The sequence below is a fragment of the Billgrantia gudaonensis genome (genome assembly GCF_900100195.1).
In the GTDB taxonomy this organism is placed as follows: Bacteria; Pseudomonadota; Gammaproteobacteria; order Pseudomonadales; family Halomonadaceae; genus Halomonas; species Halomonas gudaonensis.
Genome location: NZ_FNES01000006.1, coordinates 206,835 through 226,928 on the forward strand (window position 1 = coordinate 206,835; position 20,094 = coordinate 226,928).

At 64.1% G+C, this 20,094-nt stretch carries 19 protein-coding genes and 1 pseudogene; 14 read left to right on the top strand and 6 right to left on the bottom strand.

Going from position 1 to position 20,094, the window contains the following annotated elements; translation table 11 throughout:
* Positions 1 to 20: 20 nt before the first annotated feature.
* The 4 genes from coaE to pilB are packed head-to-tail and all read right to left on the bottom strand — an operon-like array spanning position 21 to position 4,606.
* A complete protein-coding gene (gene coaE / locus BLP96_RS09550) occupies positions 21 to 641 on the bottom strand; it encodes a dephospho-CoA kinase (RefSeq protein ID WP_089685504.1) in 621 nt (206 codons plus the stop codon).
* A gap of 28 nt (positions 642 to 669) precedes the next feature.
* Entirely contained in the window at positions 670 to 1,521 is an 852-nt protein-coding gene (locus BLP96_RS09555) for a prepilin peptidase (protein ID WP_089685506.1), read from the bottom strand.
* A 30-nt stretch (positions 1,522 to 1,551) separates the two neighbouring features.
* Positions 1,552 to 2,787, bottom strand: a complete 1,236-nt coding sequence (locus tag BLP96_RS09560; RefSeq protein WP_089685508.1) for a type II secretion system F family protein — start codon at positions 2,785 to 2,787, stop codon at positions 1,552 to 1,554.
* A 40-nt stretch (positions 2,788 to 2,827) separates the two neighbouring features.
* Positions 2,828 to 4,606, bottom strand: a complete 1,779-nt coding sequence (gene pilB / locus BLP96_RS09565; RefSeq protein ID WP_089685510.1) for a type IV-A pilus assembly ATPase PilB — start codon at positions 4,604 to 4,606, stop codon at positions 2,828 to 2,830.
* A 383-nt stretch (positions 4,607 to 4,989) separates the two neighbouring features.
* Between pilB and BLP96_RS09570 the strand changes: the two are divergent.
* Positions 4,990 to 5,104, top strand: a pseudogene (locus tag BLP96_RS09570) (type IV pilin protein); the annotation flags it as partial.
* Between the two features lie 329 nt (positions 5,105 to 5,433).
* Here the strand turns inward: BLP96_RS09570 and BLP96_RS20115 are convergent.
* A complete protein-coding gene (locus BLP96_RS20115) occupies positions 5,434 to 5,688 on the bottom strand; it encodes a hypothetical protein (protein WP_176761499.1) in 255 nt (84 codons plus the stop codon).
* On the opposite strand from BLP96_RS20115, the gene BLP96_RS09575 reads away from it, so the two are divergent.
* The 3 genes from BLP96_RS09575 (at position 5,669) to BLP96_RS09585 (ending at position 7,782) form a co-directional block, all read left to right on the top strand.
* A complete protein-coding gene (locus BLP96_RS09575) occupies positions 5,669 to 6,739 on the top strand; it encodes an O-antigen ligase family protein (RefSeq protein WP_176761500.1) in 1,071 nt (356 codons plus the stop codon). The genes BLP96_RS20115 and BLP96_RS09575 overlap by 20 nt on opposite strands.
* 88 nt (positions 6,740 to 6,827) lie before the next feature.
* Positions 6,828 to 7,208 carry a type II secretion system protein gene (locus BLP96_RS09580; RefSeq protein WP_089685513.1) on the top strand — a complete coding sequence of 127 codons (381 nt, stop codon included), beginning with the start codon at positions 6,828 to 6,830 and terminating at the stop codon, positions 7,206 to 7,208.
* Between the two features lie 199 nt (positions 7,209 to 7,407).
* Positions 7,408 to 7,782: a histone-like nucleoid-structuring protein, MvaT/MvaU family gene (locus BLP96_RS09585; RefSeq protein WP_089685515.1), complete on the top strand. Its 375-nt coding sequence runs from the start codon at positions 7,408 to 7,410 to the stop codon at positions 7,780 to 7,782.
* Positions 7,783 to 7,843: 61 nt separating this feature from the next.
* On the opposite strand, the gene BLP96_RS09590 is transcribed toward BLP96_RS09585, so the two are convergent.
* Entirely contained in the window at positions 7,844 to 8,650 is an 807-nt protein-coding gene (locus BLP96_RS09590) for a helix-turn-helix transcriptional regulator (RefSeq protein ID WP_089685517.1), read from the bottom strand.
* 343 nt (positions 8,651 to 8,993) lie between these two features.
* Here BLP96_RS09590 and BLP96_RS09595 point away from each other — a divergent pair, with 343 nt between their 5' ends.
* The 10 genes from BLP96_RS09595 to BLP96_RS09640 all read left to right on the top strand — a co-directional run bounded on the left by BLP96_RS09595 (position 8,994) and on the right by BLP96_RS09640 (position 19,854).
* Positions 8,994 to 9,206 carry a hypothetical protein gene (locus BLP96_RS09595; protein ID WP_089685519.1) on the top strand — a complete coding sequence of 71 codons (213 nt, stop codon included), beginning with the start codon at positions 8,994 to 8,996 and terminating at the stop codon, positions 9,204 to 9,206.
* A gap of 17 nt (positions 9,207 to 9,223) precedes the next feature.
* Positions 9,224 to 9,688 carry a hypothetical protein gene (locus BLP96_RS09600; protein ID WP_089685521.1) on the top strand — a complete coding sequence of 155 codons (465 nt, stop codon included), beginning with the start codon at positions 9,224 to 9,226 and terminating at the stop codon, positions 9,686 to 9,688.
* A 128-nt stretch (positions 9,689 to 9,816) separates the two neighbouring features.
* Entirely contained in the window at positions 9,817 to 10,038 is a 222-nt protein-coding gene (locus BLP96_RS09605) for a DUF2835 family protein (RefSeq protein ID WP_089685560.1), read from the top strand.
* A 203-nt stretch (positions 10,039 to 10,241) separates the two neighbouring features.
* The gene (locus tag BLP96_RS09610; RefSeq protein ID WP_176761502.1) at positions 10,242 to 11,426 is read left to right on the top strand and encodes a GGDEF domain-containing protein; all 1,185 of its coding nucleotides are present in this window, start codon (positions 10,242 to 10,244) and stop codon (positions 11,424 to 11,426) included.
* A 125-nt stretch (positions 11,427 to 11,551) separates the two neighbouring features.
* Positions 11,552 to 15,175 (top strand): EAL domain-containing protein, encoded by a 3,624-nt coding sequence (locus BLP96_RS20340; RefSeq protein WP_089685525.1) that lies wholly within the window; start codon positions 11,552 to 11,554, stop codon positions 15,173 to 15,175.
* Between the two features lie 103 nt (positions 15,176 to 15,278).
* On the top strand, positions 15,279 to 16,961 hold the full coding sequence (locus BLP96_RS09620) for an HD domain-containing phosphohydrolase (RefSeq protein WP_089685527.1): 1,683 nt from the start codon (positions 15,279 to 15,281) through the stop codon (positions 16,959 to 16,961).
* A 357-nt stretch (positions 16,962 to 17,318) separates the two neighbouring features.
* Positions 17,319 to 17,738: a flagellar export chaperone FliS gene (gene fliS, locus BLP96_RS09625; RefSeq protein WP_089685530.1), complete on the top strand. Its 420-nt coding sequence runs from the start codon at positions 17,319 to 17,321 to the stop codon at positions 17,736 to 17,738.
* Positions 17,739 to 17,745: 7 nt separating this feature from the next.
* Positions 17,746 to 18,123 (top strand): flagellar protein FliT, encoded by a 378-nt coding sequence (locus BLP96_RS09630; RefSeq protein ID WP_245682213.1) that lies wholly within the window; start codon positions 17,746 to 17,748, stop codon positions 18,121 to 18,123.
* Positions 18,120 to 19,574, top strand: coding sequence for a flagellar hook-length control protein FliK (gene fliK, locus BLP96_RS09635; RefSeq protein ID WP_089685534.1), 1,455 nt, complete (start codon positions 18,120 to 18,122; stop codon positions 19,572 to 19,574). The genes BLP96_RS09630 and fliK overlap by 4 nt, the downstream gene beginning before the upstream one ends.
* On the top strand, positions 19,567 to 19,854 hold the full coding sequence (locus BLP96_RS09640; RefSeq protein ID WP_089685536.1) for an EscU/YscU/HrcU family type III secretion system export apparatus switch protein: 288 nt from the start codon (positions 19,567 to 19,569) through the stop codon (positions 19,852 to 19,854). Before fliK ends, BLP96_RS09640 begins: the two co-directional genes overlap by 8 nt.
* The last annotated feature ends 240 nt before the right edge of the window (positions 19,855 to 20,094 follow it).

The window sequence follows — 20,094 nt, forward strand, 5'->3', positions numbered from 1 at the left end:
TCGTGTCGGGAATGTGCTGCTCATTCTAGCGAGGAAAGCCCGGTGGATGACAGCCGCCGGTACTGCTGGTCGAGTCGTTCGACCTGCGCCTCGAGCGCGGTTTCGTCGCCGCCGTTGTCGATCACGTCGTCGGCGCGAGACAGGCGCTCGGCGCGCGGCATCTGAGCGGCGACGATGGCGCGGGCCTGGGATTCGTCGACGTCGTCGCGGGCGGCGGTACGGGCGATCTGCACGGCCTCAGGCACGTCGATCACCAGGCTGCGATCGACCATCTCGGCCTGGCCCGACTCGAAGAGCAGCGGCGAGACCAGCAGCACGTAGGGGGCGCCGCCGGCCTGCAGCCGTTCGAGCTTTGCGACCAGGCGCTGGCGGATGCGTGGGTGAGTGACGGATTCGAGCCAACGCCGTTCGTCGGCGTCGGCGAAGACGATCTCGCGCAGCGCGCGGCGATTCAGGCTGCCGTCCTCGTTGAGCGCTCGGTCGCCGAAGCGCTCGACGATCTCGGCCAATGCCGGCTCGCCGGGTTCGACCACCTCGCGGGCCACGTCGTCGGCATCCACCCAGGGAATGCCCAGGCGTTCGAAGGCGCGAGCCACGGTGGACTTTCCCGAGGCGATTCCGCCGGTCAGACCGATGATCATGCGTGACTCCCTGCGCTCGGCGGTATCGTCATGACGTCCAGGAAAGATACACCGCCATCAGCGGTTCGCCGATGAGCAGGGCGATCCAGCCGGCCATGGCGAGAAAAGGACCGAAGGGCATGGGGGCTCCGCGCAGACGGGGCAGGACGAGCTGCATGGCAATGCCGATGATGGCGCCGGTACCGGCGGCGAGGATCAGCACCAGCGGCAGGTATTGCCAGCCTAGCCAGGCGCCAAGGGCGGCCAGCAGCTTGAAGTCGCCGTAGCCCATGCCCTCCTTGCCGGTGACGAGCTTGAACAGCCAATAGACGCTCCACAGCACGAGGTAACCGGCCATGGCGCCGATCACCGCGTCGGCGAGCATCAGCGGCTGGAACAGCAGCTGGTAGGCCAGGCCCGCCCACAGCAGCGGCAGCGTCAGTACGTCGGGCAGCAGTTGGGTGCGAAAGTCGATCACCGTGAGGGCGAGCAGTGTCAGGCAGGCGCCGAGCACGAAGAGTGCCGGCCAGGTAGGCCCATGCAGCCCCAGCACGGCGAGCGTGAGCACGCCGCCGGCCAGTTCCACCAGCGGATACTGCGGACTGATGCGTGCCTGGCAGTGGGCGCAGCGTCCGCGGCGCTTGAACCAGCCGAGCAGCGGCAGGTTGTCGTGCCAGGCGATGGGCTGTTCGCAGTGCGGGCAGATCGAGCGCGGCACCAGCAGGTTGAATCGCGGGCGTTCCTCTTCGGACAGCTCCAGGGCCTCGCGGGCTTCGGCGCGCCAGCCATGCATCAGCATCACCGGCACACGCACGATGACCACGTTCAGGAAGCTTCCCAGGCACAGGCCCAGGAAGGCGGCCAGCGGCCAGAATAGAGCGGGGGGAAGGTCGACCAGCAAGAGCGCACCTCGTGGCGTTGAAAAACTCGCTTAAAGTACTGTACCAAGCTCGAAGATCGGCAGGTACATGGAGACCACCAGACCGCCGACCAGTACGCCGAGTACGACGATGATGAAGGGTTCGAGCAGCGAGGTGAGGGCGTCGACCTTGTTGTCGACTTCCTCTTCGTAGTAGTCGGCCACGCGATTGAGCATGGCGTCCAGTGCGCCGGATTCTTCGCCGATGCCGACCATCTGCACTGCCAGCGGCGGGAAGCGTTCGGTCAGGCGCATGGCGAAGTGCAACTGCTGGCCGGTGGCCACGTCCTCGCGCACCTGCTCGATGGCGCGCTGGTAGACGAGGTTGCCCGCGGCTCCGGCGGAGATGTCGAGCGATTCGACCATCGGCACCCCGGCGCCGTAGGTGGTGGCCAGAGTGCGTGCATAGCGCGCCACGGCGGACTTGTCGAGGATGTCGCCGATCACCGGAATCTTCAGTGCCAGGCGGTGCATGCGGTAGGCGAAGCTCTCGGAACGCTTGATGCCCTGGCGCAGCAGGAAGACGCCGGCCACGGTGGCCCCCAAACCGTGCAGCCAGTACTGCTGGGCGAACTCGGAGAGGGCGATGGTCATCTGCGTCATCGCCGGCAGCTCGGCGCCGAAGCCCTGGAACAGGCTCTCGAACTGCGGAACCACCTTGATCAGCAGCAGGGCAGTGACCCCGACGCCCACGGCGATCACCGCGGCGGGGTACCACATGGCCTTCTTGACGCGCCCCTTGAGCGACTCGACCTTCTCCTTGTAACTGGCGATGCGCTCCAGCATGCCGTCCAGCGATCCGGAGGTCTCGCCGGCTTCCACCAGGTTGCAGAACAGCGAATCGAAGTGCTCGGGATGGCGGCGCAGGGTCTGCGAGAAGCTGGAGCCCGCCGCCACCTCGTTCATCATCTGCTGCACGACGGCGCTCATGGCGGGCTTGCGGATGCTTTCCGCCACCACCTGGAAGGCCTGCAGCACCGGCACGCCGGCGCGAATCATGGTGGCCATCTGGCGGGCGAAGAGCATCACGTCACGCGGCTTGACCCTGCCCATGCCGCCACCCAGTCCGCTCTTGCGGCGAATGCTCTTGACGATGATGTTCTGGCCGGCCAGTTCCTTTTCCACCTCGAACTTCTGGCCGGCCACCACTTCGCCCTTGACCGGGCGGCCGCCGGGGCCCTTGCCGGTCCATTTCCAGCGGTAGAGCCTGGGCTTCTTGCGGGGTTGCTGTGCGGTTCGAGTTGCCATCGCGGGTTCCTGCCAAGTGGGTAGAGCGGCTGGGTGAGGATCAATCCTTGGTCACGCGGTTGATCTCGGTCAGGCTGGTCACTCCCTGCATCACCTTGAGAAGCCCGCTGCGGCGCAGGTCCGGATGGCCTTCCTGGCGGGCCAACTGGTCGAAGTCGATGGCATTGCCCTGGCGCATGATCAGCTGGCTCATCGCGCTGGAGACGGGAACCACTTCATAGATGCCCACGCGCCCCTTGTAGCCCTGAGTGCAGTGCTGGCACCCCACGGCCTCGAACACCGTGGCGCTCTCGACTTCCGCTTCGGTGAAGCCCTCGCGCAGCAGCGCCTCGCGGGGGATCTCCGCGGGCTGGCGGCACTGCTTGCACAGCCGCCGCGCCAGCCGCTGGGCGATGATCAAGCTCACCGAACTGGCGATGTTGAACGGTGCCACGCCCATGTTGGCCAGGCGAGTCAGCGTTTCCGAGGCCGAGTTGGTGTGCACCGTGGAGAGCACCAGGTGGCCGGTCTGCGAGGCCTTCACGGCGATCTCGGCGGTTTCCAGATCGCGGATCTCGCCCACCATCACCACGTCGGGGTCCTGGCGCAGAAAGGCGCGCAGGGCGCTGGCGAAGTCCAACCCGATCTTGGGCAACACGTTGACCTGATTGACCCCCGGCACCTTGATCTCCACCGGATCTTCCGCGGTGCAGATGTTGCGCTGAATCTGGTTGAGGATGTTGAGCCCGGTGTAGAGAGTGACCGTCTTGCCGCTGCCGGTGGGGCCGGTCACCAGGATCATGCCCTGTGGGTGTTCGAGCACGCCCTCGTAGAGCGCGCGCTGCTCGGGGGTGAAGCCGAGGGCGTCGATGCCCAGCTGCGCCGAGGCGGGATCGAGTATTCGCAGCACGATCTTCTCGCCGTAGACCGTGGGTAGCGAGTTGACGCGAAAGTCGATGGTGCGGCTCTTGGAGACCTTGAGCTTGATGGCGCCGTCCTGGGGCAGGCGGCGTTCGGAAATGTCCAGCCGCGCCATCACCTTGAGGCGTGCGGCGATGCGCGTGCGCATGGCGAACGGTGGCCGGGCAGCCTCGATCAGCATGCCGTCGATGCGCATGCGCACCCGGTAGCTCGTCTCGTAGGGTTCGAAGTGGATGTCCGAGGCGCCGCGGCGGATGGCGTCGAGCAGTACCTTGTTGACGAACTTGACGATGGGCGCATCGTTCGCCGCGCTCTGGGCGGCATCGGTGGTGCCCTGGTCGCCGATGTCCTCGCCTTCGTCGTATTCCAGTTCGCCGATGGCGTCGTCGACCCCGGCCAGCTCGTCCATCATGCTCGTCTCACCCGCGGCGAGATAGGCCTCGAGGAACGGCATCAACTGATCCACCGGACACAGCACCGCCTCGATGCTCAGGCCGGTGGCGAACTGCAGGTCGTCGAGCTGAGCCAGGGTGGAGGGGTAGGGCACCGCCACGGTGAGCCGGTGCCCGCGCCGTGTCAGGGGCACCACGCCGAGCTTGCGCAGCAGCTTTTCCGGGTATTCGCTCGCCGGCGGCAAGCTGGAGAGGCGCACGGCGTCCAGGTCGATGATCGGCAGGCCGTACTCCCATGCAGCGCTCAGGGTGGCGCGCCGGGCAGTCACCAGGCCGGCGTCGATCACGTGGCGCAGCAGGGTCACCTCGGCTTCGCGGGCTTCCTGCTCGGCGCGCTCCGCAGCGGCCAGCGACAGCTGCTCGTCTTCCACCAGGCGTCGAGCCAGGCCGCGCAGCGAGCCCGGCTGGGCGGCGCGTTTCAGCGGGGCATCGGCAGCGGCGTTGGGCGGTGTCGGGTAATCGGTCATGGCAACCCCGTGGTACCTCGCGCACCGGTGTGGCGAGCCCGGCGAGCTGGAAACGTTGAAGAAACACTGTTTTCATTGTAACCCGCCGGTGGCGACAGCGGCAGTATCGATGCCATCATGCCAAAGATGGGCGATCAACGAACTCGTACCTTACGCTGAGTTTGACATCGGGCAAAGGGGTGGGACAAAGCCCTTGCCGACCCATCGGAGATGCCATACTGTCAGCGGAACGTCGGATTCGGCGGTCGTTTTTAGAGATCACGCACGGGTGAGTGTGTCGTGCGAAATCAGCAAGGGGAAGGCGCGGCCAAGGCCCGCCGGACGAGAGTCGAGGCAACCAAGGGGAACCCAGGGCGATGAAAGAGACCATGGAAATGAATCAAATGAAGAAAGCGCCGACCGGCAAGCAGAGCGGCTTCACGCTGATCGAATTGCTGATCGTGGTGGCGATCATTGGTGTGTTGGCGGCGATTGCGATTCCGCAGTATGCAAATTATCAGGATAATGCAGCTGCAGCTGCGTGTGAACAAGAACTCTCTGCAGCTAGAACAGCTCTAATCACTGGCGGTACTACGGTGAGCGACTATACTTGGAGTGCCTGCGATTCAGATACGGTTAGCTTGGGGACTGATAGCCTTAGTGCGACTAGCTCTGAAAGAGGACAGAGTGTTTCTGTGCCAATTGGTGCTCAAGTAAATGTTGGTAGTTTGTAGTATTTTTTTAAGCCGGCTTTAAGCCGGCTTTTTTATGCTTGAGTATGTGTTTTTTAAGCTTCGGCTGTTGGTTCTGGTTTTTGTTTTTTGTATTCTCGGTTTTGCTTTTTTTCTTCAGCGCATTCGGCTGTTGAATTTATTTATATTGATATTGTCTTCTCCTTTTTGTTTTTTTATCATCATTGTTTTTTTAGTTTTTTTAATATTGATGGTGTTGGTAAGTCCAGCACCTCTTACCAGTTTTCTCGAATTCGCTTTTTGGACAGTAACAGGCTCAGCCTTGCTATCGGTTGCTGCGATAGCCGCGTCGATACGTAGTGTCCTCGTCTGGCAAGTGTTGGGTGGTCTGATGCTGCTGGGCTGCGCCATCTATGGATTCCAGGCTCTGGATGCCATCTATTGGCGCTGGGAGTTTCTGGAGGCCCGAGACATCACCCCGGGCCTGCCCAACGTTCGCCTGTTTTCCGATATCGCCGCGGGGCTGATGCCGCTGGCGCTGCTCTATGTCACTGCACGTTCGGTGCCGTCACGCGTGGCCGCGCTGCTGTGCCTGCCGCCGCTGGCGGTGTGGTGGTATCTGCTGTTCGTGACCGAGGCGCGGGCCGGCATTCTGGCGCTCGTTTCCGCCATGGCGGTGGCCGTATGGCTGTTCGGCCGCCAGGCACGCTTTCCGGTGGCCACGCTGTCGGTCGCGGCGTTGGTCGGCCTGCTGGGCTGGTGGCTCTACAACCCGTTGCTGGCAGAGGGGGCCGAATCGCCCTTTCAGCGCGACCTCACCACCAGCAGCGGTCGTCTCGATCTCTGGGCGGATGCGTTGCGCTATTCCATCGAGCACTTCCCGTTCGGCATCGGGCCGATGATGTTCGCCGGCGACGGCCAGATTCGCAGTGCGAGTGCCCACAACCTGTTCCTCAATACTGCGGCGGAGTGGGGGCTGCCGTTGGCACTGTTGCTGCTGGCGTTAGTGGTCAAGGGTTGTTTCGTCATTGCCAGAAGGGCTCGTACCATGCCGGTAGGGGACAAGCCACTCTACGCCTGCCTGGTGATGGCCTTCGTGGGGGTGATGGTCAACGTGCAGTTCAGCGGGGCGCATATCGCTCCGCTGAGTTCGCTGGTGATGGTGCTGGCCATCGGGTTGGTATTCGGTCATCGCCACTCCGGTTTGCCGCCACCGAAAAAACCGGCCGGCTCTCCGCCCTGGCCAGTGGCAGCCAAGGTGCTGGGTGCACTGCTGGTAGTTTGCATGGTTTATCTGGCGGTGGCCGGATGGGAGCTTTACGAACTGTCGGTGGCCTCGACGCGAGTCTGCATGCAGGAGGCTGGCCGCGCTTATCTCTATCCGCGCTTCTGGGCTCAGGGACGGCTGGAGTGCATGCAGCTGATCGATCCCGATCACTGGTTGTTCTGGAATTGGCGGTGAACGGTTGATTTCAGAATTCGATCGCTGGTTAAGTCATGTGATGGGTGGGTGCCGTTCATGGAAAAGACGCCATCGAAGGAAATCAAGGATGATGAAACGTGCAACGCGGGAAAGCGGTAAAGCCGGTCAGCGGGGTTTCAGCCTGATCGAAATCTTGGTGGTCGTAGCGATCATCGGCGTGTTGGCCGCCATCGCCATTCCGGTATACATGGGGTTTCGGGAACGTGCCGCCAATGCTGCCTGCCTGGCGGACGTGCGCGCCTATGCATCGGCGGTTCATGCGACGCACTATGACGAGGAAGCGGAGAGCACGCCTTCCGTGGCGAGCGTGCTGTCCACCTATCCGGACGATGGCGCCTGCTCCGAAATAGCGGCAAACGGTGAAGTCCTCGAAGGTATGCCTAGAGCACCGGGCGATGCCGATGCGCTGCAGGTCGTCGAACTGGGGTTCGAGCCGGAAGTCGATTGATGCGAGCATGTTGACGGATTATATTCAACGTGGCTCGCCGATTGACTCCGCCGTTCTGTCGATCATTCACCACGTTTCTTGAAGTCGTGTACTACGCCCTGGCACCGTGCGCGCGTTCACGCTATTGTCATTCAGACAGAGTTGCGGTACTAATTGGCGCCCGCATTCCATTTGTTCATGCATAGAAAGGAAACCGTTGATGTCTCTTCTCAGTCAATACGTCCAGAAAGAGCAGCAGCTCAAGCAGATTCAGGAAGAGCTCGAGAAGCTGGAGAACGATGAGCGCCTGAAGGCAGAGCTGGCGTTCAAGGACAAGCTCGAAGCGCTGATGCGCGAGTTCGACAAGAGCGCGGCGGACGTGATCGGCTTGCTCGATCCGCAAGGCGGCGCCAAGCCCGTGGCCAAGTCGCCGGCGACCGGCGGGCGTCGCAAGCGCAAGCTCAAGATCTACAAGAACCCCAATACCGGGGAAGTGGTGGAAACCCGCGGCGGCAACCAGAAGACGCTGAAGGCATGGAAAGACCAGTACGGCCAGGATACCGTCGAAAGCTGGCTGGTGCGCGTCGAAGAGTGAAGTCGGCCAAGCGGTCGACGCCGTGTCGCGTGCAGTGCCGGGCTCTTGAGCCCGGCACACGCTACTTCTTTTCGAGCAGTGGCAGGCGTAGCTCCAGTCCGCGGGGATGCCAGTGCACCTGCACGGGTTCGCCGTTGGCGTGACGCCGGTTCTTCGGCAGGCAGTGAACGATGAGTTGCTGCACGGCCTTCGAAACCTCGTCGAATGCTTCCACGACGACGCAGGCATGCTGGCGAGGCGGTAGCTCGACGAGGCGGAAAGTGGGGGGGATGGCCAGGCTATCGACGGCCTTGGGAGGAACCATCAACCCCAGGTCGACCCGCTCCAGCTCGCTGGGCAGTGGCAGGCCGTGTACCACGGCCAGCCCGGGCGCTCGGTTCAGCTTGCCGGTCAGACTCTCGCCGCCGTGGGCTTGCCTGGCCAGACGCGTGATGTCACCGATGCGCTTCAGGGGCTTGTAGACACGCGTGACCAGTGCCTGGCGCACCGAGTGCTGACGCACCTCGAAAGCCGGCGGTGTCGTGGTTGGGCACCGTTCGCTCAGTCGAGCACGCTGCTGTTGCCGGTATTGTCGCGGGCTCAGCCCGAAATGGCGCTGGAAGGCACGACTGAAGGCCGAATGGTTGCGATACCCGCATTCGCTGACGATCGTGCTGATGCTCAACGGCGTCAGGGTCAGAAGGCGGGCAGCCTTTTCCAAGCGCAGTATGTCGCGATAGGCACTCGGGGTAATGCCGAACCTCTGCTTGAAACGGCGCCGGACCTGTGAGGTCGAGTATCCAAGTCGGCTTGCCAGATCGTCTATTCCTTTCTGACTTTCCAGGTGGTCCTGCAGCCAGATTTCCGCTCGCATCATCTCATTGAACATTATCTGGCCCTTAGCGGTATTCCAGGTGGCAAGTCAAGGTCTGCCATCGTCGTAGTATCGTCGTGGCCGGGTAGCGGCAATGAATGAGAGGTCTCCTGGCGGGTTGTCTCGAGGGTTAGTAACGTTTGCTTTTGTCTTTATGCGACGTTGGCGGTTTCGAAGGCAAGTTTGGTAGCGCTCGTTGAGCGTTTGTGCATACTTTGCCGTTCCGTTGGCAACGGCTGTGAATTGCGAAGTGGAATCGGTGTCGGAATGTCTGTGCTTCGTTGACGTTGGCCAGGACGATATACTGTCGCCAGCAGAGGCCGACCGGAGCCACCTGCCAGATACTCTATGGATGCCAATGAAGAAACAGAGAGCCCACCGTCATTTGGATGAGCGTGAGAAACTGCGCCAGTTTCGCGAACTCGACGATGCCTTCGCACGGGCGCTGCGCGAGATGGAGGTCGATACCTTCGAGCAGCGCCTGAAGGCGCTGATGGCGGAATACGCCCAGTCCAGCGAAAGCGTGACCCGTCTGTTGCGTACGCTGCAGGAGCTTGGCCGAATCGCCTGAGGATGGCGTGGAACGGTATGACCTATTTTCTGATCATGGGCGGCCTGGTGGCGTCGGCTTCCTTCACCGTGGGTTGGGTATTGTGGCGCGGGGCGCTGTGGTGCCTGGCGCGCTTGCCGGGTCGCAGTCGCCGGGGGGGAGCGCGCAGCGGGCGTCGAAAGGCGTCTCGCCGCGCTCGCCCGGCGGTGCAGAAGGCGCGTGCGACCAAGCCTGCTGCCCGGCGTGCGGCGCCGGCATCGCGGTCGCCCGGTCGCTTCATCGGCTGGCTGGCGGCTCGCCAGGCTGCCATGCCGCTGGCATTGGTCGCCAGCCTGGTCTATCTGGTTACCCGCCTGGCCGAATACGGCCTGCGATTTCGCCCGCCGCATGAACCGCCTTCCGGTTACCAGTCGATTCTCACTTGGCTTGCCTGGTTGGCGTCAGGCCTGCTGGTGGCGGCCTTGCTGCAGCGACTCGCCGCCTGGCGTTGTCGCGGATCGTGATGTCGCTCACGGCGGCGTGACCGGTGACGGAGCCGAGAGGCATGGCGAATGTCCGCGAAATGGAGCGAATGGGGTAGGGTATCGATCAACGAGGCGTTTACGACGAGGCCCGCGGGCCGATGCTTTCCATGCCCAGTATCGATGTGGTGATCGAACTCTCTCATGAGGCCTGCCTGGCGCACTACGAAGGACGGGCGGGGCTGGTGTACACGCGCAGTCTGGACGGACGGTCGGTGGTGTTCCCGGCGGAGGCGTTGCGACGCGTGGTGACGCGCGATGGCGTGCATGGCGTGTTTCGTCTGCATTTCTCGTCGGATGGGCGCTTTGCCGACATTCAGCGGCTTACGTGATCCGGGTTTTTCGTCGTGGACTTGGCTCAGGTCAAACGGGGGCTGCTTTTCAACGTGAGCGCTCTGCTACCATCACCGTTTGCGTTCGACCACCGTACACGGGACAGGCCGGCAGGAGTGCCGGGTGCCCGATATCGCCGATAGGTTTCGCCATGTCGTCAAGGAAGTCAGAGGATAGCGTCGCAACCCCGAAGAAGCGCCACATGGATGCCTTGGCAGAGCCGCCGGAGGTGAATCATGAGCTCTTCGTGGGCCTGAGTTCGCTACGCGATACCCTCAGCAGCAGCAATCACTCCCGCGATTTCGCCTTCGCCCATGCGCACTACCTGCGCAGCCGCGTGCTGGCGCTGGGCATCATCTTCACGCTGCTTTCACCGCTGTGGATCGTCGTGGATTCCCTGGTGCTGCCGGCTGAATTGCTGCGTTATACCCTGTTGGGGCGCGTGGTACTGATGTTGGGGTTGGTCGGCGTGCTGGTGCTGGCGCTGTTCAGCGTGGAGCGCATCCGCCGCATTCGCTTCTGCGCCGGAATGTTGCTGGCGTTGCCGGCAGGCTTCTACGTGCTGGTGTTGGCGATGCTGCCCGACAGGGCGGTGCAGGATCTGGTGGGCTACGGGTTCATACCCTTTCTGCTGGTGGCTTCGCTCAGCGTGTTTCCCTTCACGCTGCTGGAGTCCTTGTGTGCCGGCCTGGCCATGCTGGCGCTGCTGGGTTTTGCCCAGACGGTCGACGGTACCTGGATGACGGGGCGAGGCGTGGAGTCGTTCTGGCTGTTGTCGAGCCTGCTGGTGGTCAGCATGGCCGCCAATCATTTCCAGCTGAGCTTGCTGCTGCGGCTCTACCGCCAGGCGACTCATGACCCGCTCACCGGGCTGTTCAACCGCGGTGCTCTGGAAGTCCATCTGGAGAAGATCCAGGCGTGGCAACGCGAGATCGAAGGTGGCGAACAGCAAGGTCGAGCGCCTTGCTCGGTGCTGATGCTCGACCTGGACCACTTCAAGCGCATCAACGACAACCATGGCCATTCCGTCGGTGACAACGTGCTCTGCCAGTTCGCACGCATTCTCAGCGGGCAGACTCGCAAGCATGATTGCGTGGCGCGCTACGGCGGGGAAGAGTTCGTGGTCATCCTGCTCGGCAGCGACGAGGAGCGGGCGCTCGAGGTGGCCGAACGCATTCGTTATGCCGTGGAAGTGTTCGAGTTCACCGACCGCCAGCAGCAGCGGATTCCCGTGACCACCAGCATCGGCGTGACGCAGCTGCGCCAGGACGAGCCGGCCCAGGAGGCGCTCAAGCGAGCCGACGATGCGCTCTACCGTGCCAAGGAGACGGGGCGCAACCGGGCCCTCGTGGCCGAGGCGGCCAGCGATGCACTGGCGGTCGACTGAGTCGTGAAGGCGGTGTCGTCTGGCGGGCATGGTCCGACGCCTGCCTGAGCCATGGCCTAAAGTCGCTTGGACTGCTGCCGATAGTATCCCCAAGCGATACGCTCAACGATTCCTACGGGGGCTGCATGCCCAATAGCACGCAGCAGGTGGCAATCCATACCTGGCTGGCCATGGTGGCGGTGCTGCTGCTCGTCATGGGGGGCATCAACGGTTTGATGGCCTGGCAGTTGCCGGCGCAGTGGCGGCCACCCCTGGCCAGCCTGCCGATCATGCTGCTGGCCGGAGGCGGCTTGCTGGCGACGCTGCTGGCACGAGCGCGCGAGAGGCGGTTGTGTGGCGTCGTGTTGTCGATACTGGCCGCGGTGCCGCTGTTCGCGTGGTTGCCGGCGCCGCTGGATGGCGTGTCGAGAGGTTGGCCTTTCCCGGTGATGCCGCTCACCAGCTTCGTAGTCGCTGCCTTGGCGGTGTGTTTCATTCTGGGGGCACGCTCCACCAGGACGCGCATTCTCTGGGTGGGCTCCGGCATCTTCGTGATGCTGATCAGCGGTGGGAACCTGATGGCCGAGCTGTGGCCGGCCGTGGACCTGCCCTCCTTCTGGTCACTGGCGTTCTCGTCCTCGTTCACTGCCTTGCCTGCGCTGTTTCTGGGGTCTGCACTGGTGCTGGTGGGTCGCAACCTGACCGAGCTGCCCGCCATGCTGCCTCGGTCGGTGATGTTGCCGTTGGCAGTCAGCCTTTCCGCGACGGCGCTGGTGTGGTTCGCATTGACCTGGCAGCAGTACGATGCCCGCCTGACCAAGGCCAGGGAGATGCTGAGCAGCTTCAAGGTGTCGGCCGAACGCGAGATCGATCAGCATCAGCTGTTGCTGCAGCGCATGGCCGAGCGCTGGGGCAAGTTGGGTGGCTTGCCGTCAGCCGGCTTGCGTGAACTCGAGTTCACCAGCTATTTTCGCGACACTCCCGGCCTGGTTTCGCTGCACTGGCAGGATGACGACGAACGTATCGTCTGGGGGCACGATCGTGACCCGGCCTTTGGCGTCAGGTACTGGCTCGGCCGTGACGATGGCTGGCTGTACGACTGGCTGGCCGTCGGCGGCCCCTATCCGCGCTGGATTCTGCCCGACGACGAGCGCCCGGAGCTGGCCATGGTGGCCGTGCCCTTGCCGTGGGAGGAGGGGCCGCGCGGCCAGCTGGTGGCGGTGATCGACCTGGAGCGGTTGTTGAGTCGCGAGGTGAGCTCGTACGTCAGTCCGCTGGTGGTCACCTTGCATCGCGAGGGCGCCCAACTGCCGCTCAATGCCGGTGACCATGGCGAACCCGGCATCGAGCTCAGCCGCAACCTGGTCATGCTGCCCGGCGGTACGCCGATGGAAGCCCGTGGCTATGCATCGACGGCCGAATCGCCGACCCTGGCCGGAGCGTTGCCCGTGGGCGTGGGGATCGGCGGTTTCATTCTCAGCTACCTGATGGCCTTCAGCCTGGGCGTGGCGAGCCTCAGTGCGCGCCGTTCGGTGACCCTGGCCAATACCCAGCGCCACCTGCGGGCGCAGCAGCGCGTGCAGACCATGGTGGCCCGCGACAAGCCGTTGGCATCGACGCTTCAGGCGATCTGCCGCATGGTGGAAGCTCAGTCGCCGGGTGCGCTGTCGTCGATCATGCTCAGCGATCGCGAAGGCAAGCGCCTGGACGAGACCTACAGCGTCAGTTTGCCCGGGGCGTTCCTGACGGCCGTGCGGGGCGTGCCCATCGCGCCGGGAAAGGGCGCTTGCGGCTCAGCGGCCTTCCTGCGCGATTTCGTGATCTGCGGCGACATCGCCAACGACGCCCGCTGGCGAGGATTCCACGACATCGCGGCGGAGCATGGCCTGCGAGCCTGCTGGTCCTACCCGGTCATCGGCAGCAATGGTCAGGTGCTGGGGACTTTCGCCACCTACTATCGCCAGTTCGTCGTACCATCCGCCGATGACCGACGACGCATCATCGAGGCGGCCGATCTGGTGTCGCTGGCCGTGGAGCGCGAGCGCAATCGTGAGTCGCTGCTCATCCTCAAGCGCAGCGTGGAGGCCAGCGTCAATGGGGTCACCATTGCCGACATGCGCCAGCCGGACATGCCGCTCATCTACGTCAACGAGGCCTTCGAGCGCATCACCGGCTATTCGCGAGACGAAGCGCTGGGTCGCAACTGCCGCTTCCTGCAGGGCAACGAGACCGACGAGCAGGCGCTCACCGAGCTGCGCCAGGCGCTGGCCGAGTGCCGCGAGGCGAGCGTGACGCTGCTCAACTATCGCAAGGACGGCACGCCGTTCTGGAACAACCTCTTCATGGCGCCGGTACGCGATGGCGCCGGCAGCGTGACGCATTTCGTCGGCGTTCAGCACGACATTTCCCAGCACAAGGCCTATGAGGCCAAGCTGGCGTATCACTCGAGCCATGACGCGCTCACCGGCCTGGCCAATCGCTCGCTGTTCGAGGATCACCTCGCGCATGACGTGATGCTCGCGAGGCGGCAGGGCACCCGGCTGGCGGTGCTGTTCATCGACCTCGACGACTTCAAGCCGATCAACGACAGCCTCGGGCACGAGGTGGGCGATCAGGTGCTGGTGCAGGTGGCCAAGCGCCTGAGCGACGAACTCGATCCCGGCGATACCCTGGCGCGCTTCGGCAGCGACGAGTTCGTCATTCTGCTGCCCGGCATCAAGCAGGATGACGACGCTCTGAACCTGGCCGAGCGGGTGCTGGCTAGGGTGGGGCGTTCCTATCGCGTCGGCGTGCATGAGCTCTACCTTGGCGCCAGCGTGGGCGTGGCCTTCCTCACCGACGACCTCAACAGTCCCGTCGAGCTGATTCAGCAGGCCGACATGGCGATGTATCGCGCCAAGCAGAAGGGGCGCAACGTCTGGCAGTGCTTCACCGGTGAGATCAACGATGAGGTGAGCACGCGCATGGCATTGCGCAACGAACTGCAGGAAGCCATCGAGTGCGGCAACTTCGAGCTGCACTATCAGCCGTTGATCGATGCCCGAGACGGCGGCGTGGCGGGATTCGAAGCCCTGGTGCGCTGGAAGCATCCGGTGCGCGGCTATCTGTCGCCGGGGTTGTTCATCCCGCTGGCCGAAGAGACCGGACAGATCGTGCCGATCAGCGAATGGGTGCTGCGGCAGGCGTGCCGCGACATGTGCGAGCTGGCCCGCGACGGGCTGGGGCGTTTCCGTGTTTCGGTCAACCTGTCGCCGCTACAGTTCCACCGCCCCAACTTCCTGGACAACCTCAAGCAGGCCTTGCTGGAAACCGGGCTGGCGGCGGAATATCTGGAGCTGGAACTGACCGAAGGCATCCTCATGAACGACACGGCCACGGCCATCGAGACGCTGCGCCTGCTGCGCGCGATGGGGGTGGAAGTCTCCATCGACGACTTCGGTACCGGATTTTCCAGCCTCAGCTATCTCAAGGCGTTGCCCATCGGCAAGATCAAGATCGATCGCAGCTTCGTGCGCGACGTGACGCGCAATGCGCATGACAGTGCCATCGTGCAGGGGGTGATCTCCATGGCTCACCACCTGGGCCTGGCAGTGGTGGCCGAGGGCATCGAAGAAGCCGCTCAGGCCACCTACCTGAAGAATCACGGCTGCGACATCTTCCAGGGCTTTCATTTCGCACGCCCGATGCCGCTGGCCCAACTGCGGGGCTATCTCGTCGACCGAGACATGGCGTCGAGCGCTAAAGATCTGCCGGCGCCGGCCGATAGGTGATGTCTGGCGACCGAACGCCTCTTGGCGGCGGCTGCGTTGAGGCAGTCGTCGATGGTTCGTGGTTTCGGGCCGCTCATGCGGGCCCGCTGGAGATGAGGCAAGGATGGCGCAGGCGCAAGACGATTTCACACGCATCACCAGTCCGGCGGCGGTCGAATCGTTGCTCGACCAGTTGATCGAGCCGGGCGGTGCGTCGCTGCTGCTCGACAAGCCGGCGAGCAGCCCGCAGCCGGTGTTGCTCACCGAGCAGGTGGTGGGTGAGTCGCTGCTGCTCGATGTGACTGCCATTCGCGAGGTGAGCAGCCAGCTCAAGCGCGGGCTGGGCTTTCGCCTGCTGGGGCAGATCGACGGCAAGATGGTGCGCACCCCGATGCTCAAGGCGGAAAACTGCAGCGTCAGTGGCGATCGTGTCGTCTGCGTGAGCGATTATCCGCTCTACCTCGAGGAGTTGCAGCGTCGCGAATCGTTTCGTGCGCGCTTGCGCCTGGGCATGGAAGTGGGCGCGATTCTGCGCGGTGACGACGATGCCTCCGCTCAGGGAGACCTGAAGGATCTTTCCCTGGAAGGTTGTCAGCTGGAGCTGCCGGCATCGGTGGCTTCGCTGCTGGCGACATCCGCCCACCCGCTGGAAATCGAACTCTGTTTCCCCGACGGTACCCGCTTCACGGTGAAGGGGTCTCCCCGTCACCAAGCGTCCGACCCCGAGCGCCAGGCTCTGCGGGTGGGCTTTCGCTTCGAGGCCATCACCGGTGAGCAGGAGCGCAAATTGTGGTATTTCGTTCGCGAGATCGAGCGGGAGGCGATGCGCAGCGCCGGTGACGGAGACAACGGGCGGCTGCCTTCGCTGCTGTTCCAGGCTCAGTCGGCCACGCCGCCGGCGGTGGGGCGTCGCAATCTGCTCGAGTACCCCACGCCCATGGCGCGCCGTCTGGCGCGAGTGGCGGGCTATCTGGACGCCCAACTGCTGGAGCTCCAGCAGGATGGCCGCCTCGACTCCGTGCAGCTCTCGCGGCATGCCGACCGCTTGTTGATGCTGGCCGATGAAGATGCCGAGGCACTGCTGTTCGCCACGCGCTGTTTGGATCGCGAGCCGTTGCTGGTGCGCCATGGCTTGGCCGTGGCCGTGCACCTCCTGTCGCTGGCCGGCGGCACCAGCGTGCCGCGCGATGTGCGCAAGGCAATGGCCGCCTGTGCCATGGTGCACGACCTGGGCAAGGGGTTGCTGCCCAGGTCGCTGCTGGAGGCGAAGAGCTTCGGTCCCGACGAGCGTGCCCAGCTCGAGCCTCATGTGGCGACGGTTCTCGACGGGCTCGAATCCTGCCATTGGCTCTCGGCGAGCGTGGCCCGCTCCGTGGTGGGGGGCATCAACGAGCGGCTGGATGGCAGCGGCTATCCTGGCGGGCTGGCCAGCGACCAGTTGCATGAGCTGGCGCGGATGAGCGCCGTCGTCGATGTGGTGGATGCCATGCGCCGTGACCGGGCCGACCGTCCGGCCTGGTCCATCGACAGCGTCTACCGTCATCTGCTCAAGGAGCCGGGGTTGTTCGACCCGCGCTGGGTCAAACGCTACATTCAATGCTTCGGGCTGCGTCCGGTGGGCTCGCTGGTGCGGTTCAAGAAGGGAGAGCTGGGCTGGATACAGCGTCTGGACGCCCAGAAGCGCCCTTTCCAGGTACAACTCACCGAACGCATCGAGCCGCCAGGCGAGGCGCTGGGGCGGGTGATCCGCGGCGACGTCGTCGGCCAGTTGGGCGAGCCCGTTGAGGAAGTGCCCGTTTCCACCTGACCATGCTTCGTCTGAAAACTGCCTGCGCTCGGTCATACGGCGTTGAAATCGGTTCGTGCGCGAGTCCGATCGAAGTGCTCATTTGCGCCATGCGAGCTCGCGCGCGAGCCCAGTCCGTCTTTTCACCGCTTCTTGCCTTGTCAGACCATCGCTCGACGACTTTTCGGGCAACGCTTGGGGGGAGAAACTCTCGTCGGCGCTAAAGTTGTGGCGTAATGGGCCGATCATAGAAAATAACCGCAGACGATGGCCTTTTTCCCGGCACATTGCGGCCGAGAGTTTGTCAGACTGATTGCCTGCTTTCCCTGCCCATGACGATTGGGTCGAGGTGGGGGCGAATCGAAACAGGAGTCCACCATGAGTTCCATGCGAGGAGCTTCCGCCTACGGGCGTGGCGCCGGTGCCTATGCCAGAGTGGGGATCGAGAGCGCCACGATGTCGGCCAACCCGCACCGGCTGATCGTGATGTTGTTCGACGGTGCCATTGGCGCGATCCGGGCGGCGCGTATCCACATCGAAGCCGGCAACACGGGCGAGAAGGGCAAGTCCATCTCCAAGGCCCTGGAGATCGTCAACGATGGCTTGGCGGCTGCGCTGGACATCGAGAAGGGCGGCGAGATCGCCGAGCGTCTCGCCTCGCTGTACGACTACATTGCGCGCTTGCTGCTCTCTGCCAACCTGCACAACGACGTCGAGAGCCTCGATCAGGCCGAGCGGCTGCTGGGCGATATCGCCTCGGCATGGCGCGAGATCGGCACCGCCGAAGCGCAGGGATGACATGACCATGAGCGAGGCGAGTGGCCCTGATGCGGTGATTGCCGGCTATCGGCGGCTTCGCTCGCTGGCGGCCGAGATGCTGGCGTTGGCCAACGAGGCCGATTGGGATGCGCTCATCGAACGTCAGCAGGGGTATCTCGAACAGATGGACCGCCTCAAGGCGCTGGATGCGGCGTGCGAGCTCCCCGCCGGTCATGCCGCGATCAAGGCCGAACTGCTGGAGGCGATTCTCGCCGATGATCTGGTGATTCGCCGGCAGTTGATGGCGCGTCGAGACGAGCTGGGGCTGCTCATCGATCGCTCGCGACGCCAGCGTGACCTGCAGCGCACTTACGGTCGCCAGGGCACCTCGCCGGGCGACGGCTTCGGTCAGGGCTCGCCGTGAGCGGTATCACCCCGCTGCTCGACACCCTGCTGCACCAGGTGCTCGGCAAGCGCGTCGACGTGCAGCCACCGAGGGATCTCAACGAGCCGGTACGCCCGGTCAACCCGGGGGAGGGGCCGAAAGCGCTGCACAGCGATTCGCGGCTCGATGGTCGGCGCCCGAGCGGCGCCCCCCTGACCGGTCTGTCACCGACACCGCAGCGCGGCGCAGCCCCCAGTCAGCGTCTGCCTCTGGCCGAAGCCACTCAGCAAGCCTCCGCCCAGACCCACTTCAGTGCATCGGCACGCACCATTGCCGACGTCCTGCTGCGCTTTCCAGCGCCGCCTTCCGTGCTGAGTACCCAAGTACCGCTGATGAGAGCCGATGAGCCACCGAATGCCACGGAGCTGGCGCAACGCTTGCAAGGTGGCGTGCGCGATAGCGGCCTGTTCTACGAATCGCACCTTTCCCGCTGGTATCGCGGCGAGATGAGCCGCCAGCAGCTGCAACGCGAACCGCAGATGATGCGTACCCTACAGTTCACGCCGGTAGCGTCGACGCCGTCTCAGCCTCTCATGCGGGCACCGCTGACCAATGCCTTGGCTCAAGGAAGCGCCCAGCCGGGGATGGCCAACCAGGCGGCTCAGACAGGTGCGACCAGCCAGGCTGCCCCCACGGCGAACGCGCCCCAGGCCGCCGCGTCGGCCAGTGCCGTGCGCCAAGTGGGGCAGGCTGCCGCATTGGGCAGCGTGACCGGTGCGCAGGGCGGCGAAACGCCAGCGCCGCGCGGCTCTCAGGTGCCCCAGCCCATGCCTGGTGCGACCGGCATGCTGGGCACGTCGCAGCCGGCCAGCAAAGGGGCGGCCCAGGCGGCAGGCTCCTATGCCGCCACTGGGGCGCTTCTGCCGGGGGTCGGGGCGGCTGTCGGGGAGGCATCGCCGGCCGCGTCGCGTGCCGCGCCGCAGCCAGGGATGCCGGGAGTCGAGGCGGCCAGCGTTCGCGATACGACCGAGCCGGGAGCGCTTCAAGCACGCGGTGGCGTTGCCGAGCAGCCGGTCCACGAAAGCCTGCAGAGCCTGGTGCGTCACCAATTGGAGATGCTGGTGTCTCCCGTGCTGCGCTGGGAGGGCGATGTCTGGTCGGGCATCTTCATGGCGTTGATGGTGCAGATACCCGCAGCCGCCCAACGCGAAGGGCAGGGGGGCGAACAAGAGCGTAGCGACGACGGCGAGGAAGAGCAGACCTGGCATTCCGAACTGCGTCTCGAGGTGCCGCGGTTGGGCGAGATCAAGGTCGCGCTGTGGCTGAAGGACACCCAAGTGCGCGTCGAACTGCGTTCCGCCGACGAGGCGACGCTGTCGAGCCTTCGGGCAGGGGCGTCTCGGCTGCAGGAGCGTTTGTTGTCGGCCGGGCTGGAAGAGGCGTTGATCGATACTCGGCTGGTCGGTGGGGAGGATGCCGGCGATGGCTGACTCGCGACAGCCTCTGCGTCGGCAGGCCGTGGCGCTGGCTTACCGTGACGGCGACGATGCGCCCCGCGTACTGGCCAAGGGCTACGGTGACATGGCCGAGCGTATCCTGAGCGAAGCGCGGCGCCAGGGGATCTACGTGCACGATGCCCCTGAGCTGGTATCGCTGCTGATGGGGCTCGACCTCGACGAGCGCATCCCGCCGGCTCTCTATCAGGTCATTGCCGAGATTCTGGTGTGGGTGTACGAACTGTCGGATGCAGAGCCGCCGGAAGCGTCATGAAGCGTGTTTTTTTGTAATTTATTGCGTTTCGGTGTCATCGGGCGAGTTCCGTCAACCTCCTGCCTCTCTCGATATAGTGCTTTTTGACCAACTGCTTAATCCCTGCCGTGCGGATTGACGACCCTCGTCATGGCATGGGCGTCGCCGGCCCTATGCGTCAACGTAGTTGTCACCTAAACGGATTGAGAGGTGATCAACATGCGTTACCCCGCAGAGCGTAAGGAAGCCATCCTCAAGAAG

What these genes read in the sequence shown, in the direction of transcription:
- coaE (WP_089685504.1), bottom strand. Translation starts at nt 641, where the DNA reads ATGATCATCGGTCTGACCGGCGGAATCGCCTCGGGAAAGTCCACCGTG.
- BLP96_RS09560 (WP_089685508.1), bottom strand. Translation starts at nt 2,787, where the DNA reads ATGGCAACTCGAACCGCACAGCAACCCCGCAAGAAGCCCAGGCTCTAC.
- pilB (WP_089685510.1), bottom strand. Translation starts at nt 4,606, where the DNA reads ATGACCGATTACCCGACACCGCCCAACGCCGCTGCCGATGCCCCGCTG.
- BLP96_RS09575 (WP_176761500.1), top strand. Translation starts at nt 5,669, where the DNA reads ATGCTGCTGGGCTGCGCCATCTATGGATTCCAGGCTCTGGATGCCATC.
- BLP96_RS20115 (WP_176761499.1), bottom strand. Translation starts at nt 5,688, where the DNA reads ATGGCGCAGCCCAGCAGCATCAGACCACCCAACACTTGCCAGACGAGG.
- BLP96_RS09580 (WP_089685513.1), top strand. Translation starts at nt 6,828, where the DNA reads ATGATGAAACGTGCAACGCGGGAAAGCGGTAAAGCCGGTCAGCGGGGT.
- BLP96_RS09585 (WP_089685515.1), top strand. Translation starts at nt 7,408, where the DNA reads ATGTCTCTTCTCAGTCAATACGTCCAGAAAGAGCAGCAGCTCAAGCAG.
- BLP96_RS09590 (WP_089685517.1), bottom strand. Translation starts at nt 8,650, where the DNA reads ATGTTCAATGAGATGATGCGAGCGGAAATCTGGCTGCAGGACCACCTG.
- BLP96_RS09595 (WP_089685519.1), top strand. Translation starts at nt 8,994, where the DNA reads ATGAAGAAACAGAGAGCCCACCGTCATTTGGATGAGCGTGAGAAACTG.
- BLP96_RS09600 (WP_089685521.1), top strand. Translation starts at nt 9,224, where the DNA reads ATGACCTATTTTCTGATCATGGGCGGCCTGGTGGCGTCGGCTTCCTTC.
- BLP96_RS09605 (WP_089685560.1), top strand. Translation starts at nt 9,817, where the DNA reads ATGCCCAGTATCGATGTGGTGATCGAACTCTCTCATGAGGCCTGCCTG.
- BLP96_RS09610 (WP_176761502.1), top strand. Translation starts at nt 10,242, where the DNA reads ATGGATGCCTTGGCAGAGCCGCCGGAGGTGAATCATGAGCTCTTCGTG.
- BLP96_RS20340 (WP_089685525.1), top strand. Translation starts at nt 11,552, where the DNA reads ATGCCCAATAGCACGCAGCAGGTGGCAATCCATACCTGGCTGGCCATG.
- BLP96_RS09620 (WP_089685527.1), top strand. Translation starts at nt 15,279, where the DNA reads ATGGCGCAGGCGCAAGACGATTTCACACGCATCACCAGTCCGGCGGCG.
- fliS (WP_089685530.1), top strand. Translation starts at nt 17,319, where the DNA reads ATGAGTTCCATGCGAGGAGCTTCCGCCTACGGGCGTGGCGCCGGTGCC.
- BLP96_RS09630 (WP_245682213.1), top strand. Translation starts at nt 17,746, where the DNA reads ATGAGCGAGGCGAGTGGCCCTGATGCGGTGATTGCCGGCTATCGGCGG.
- BLP96_RS09640 (WP_089685536.1), top strand. Translation starts at nt 19,567, where the DNA reads ATGGCTGACTCGCGACAGCCTCTGCGTCGGCAGGCCGTGGCGCTGGCT.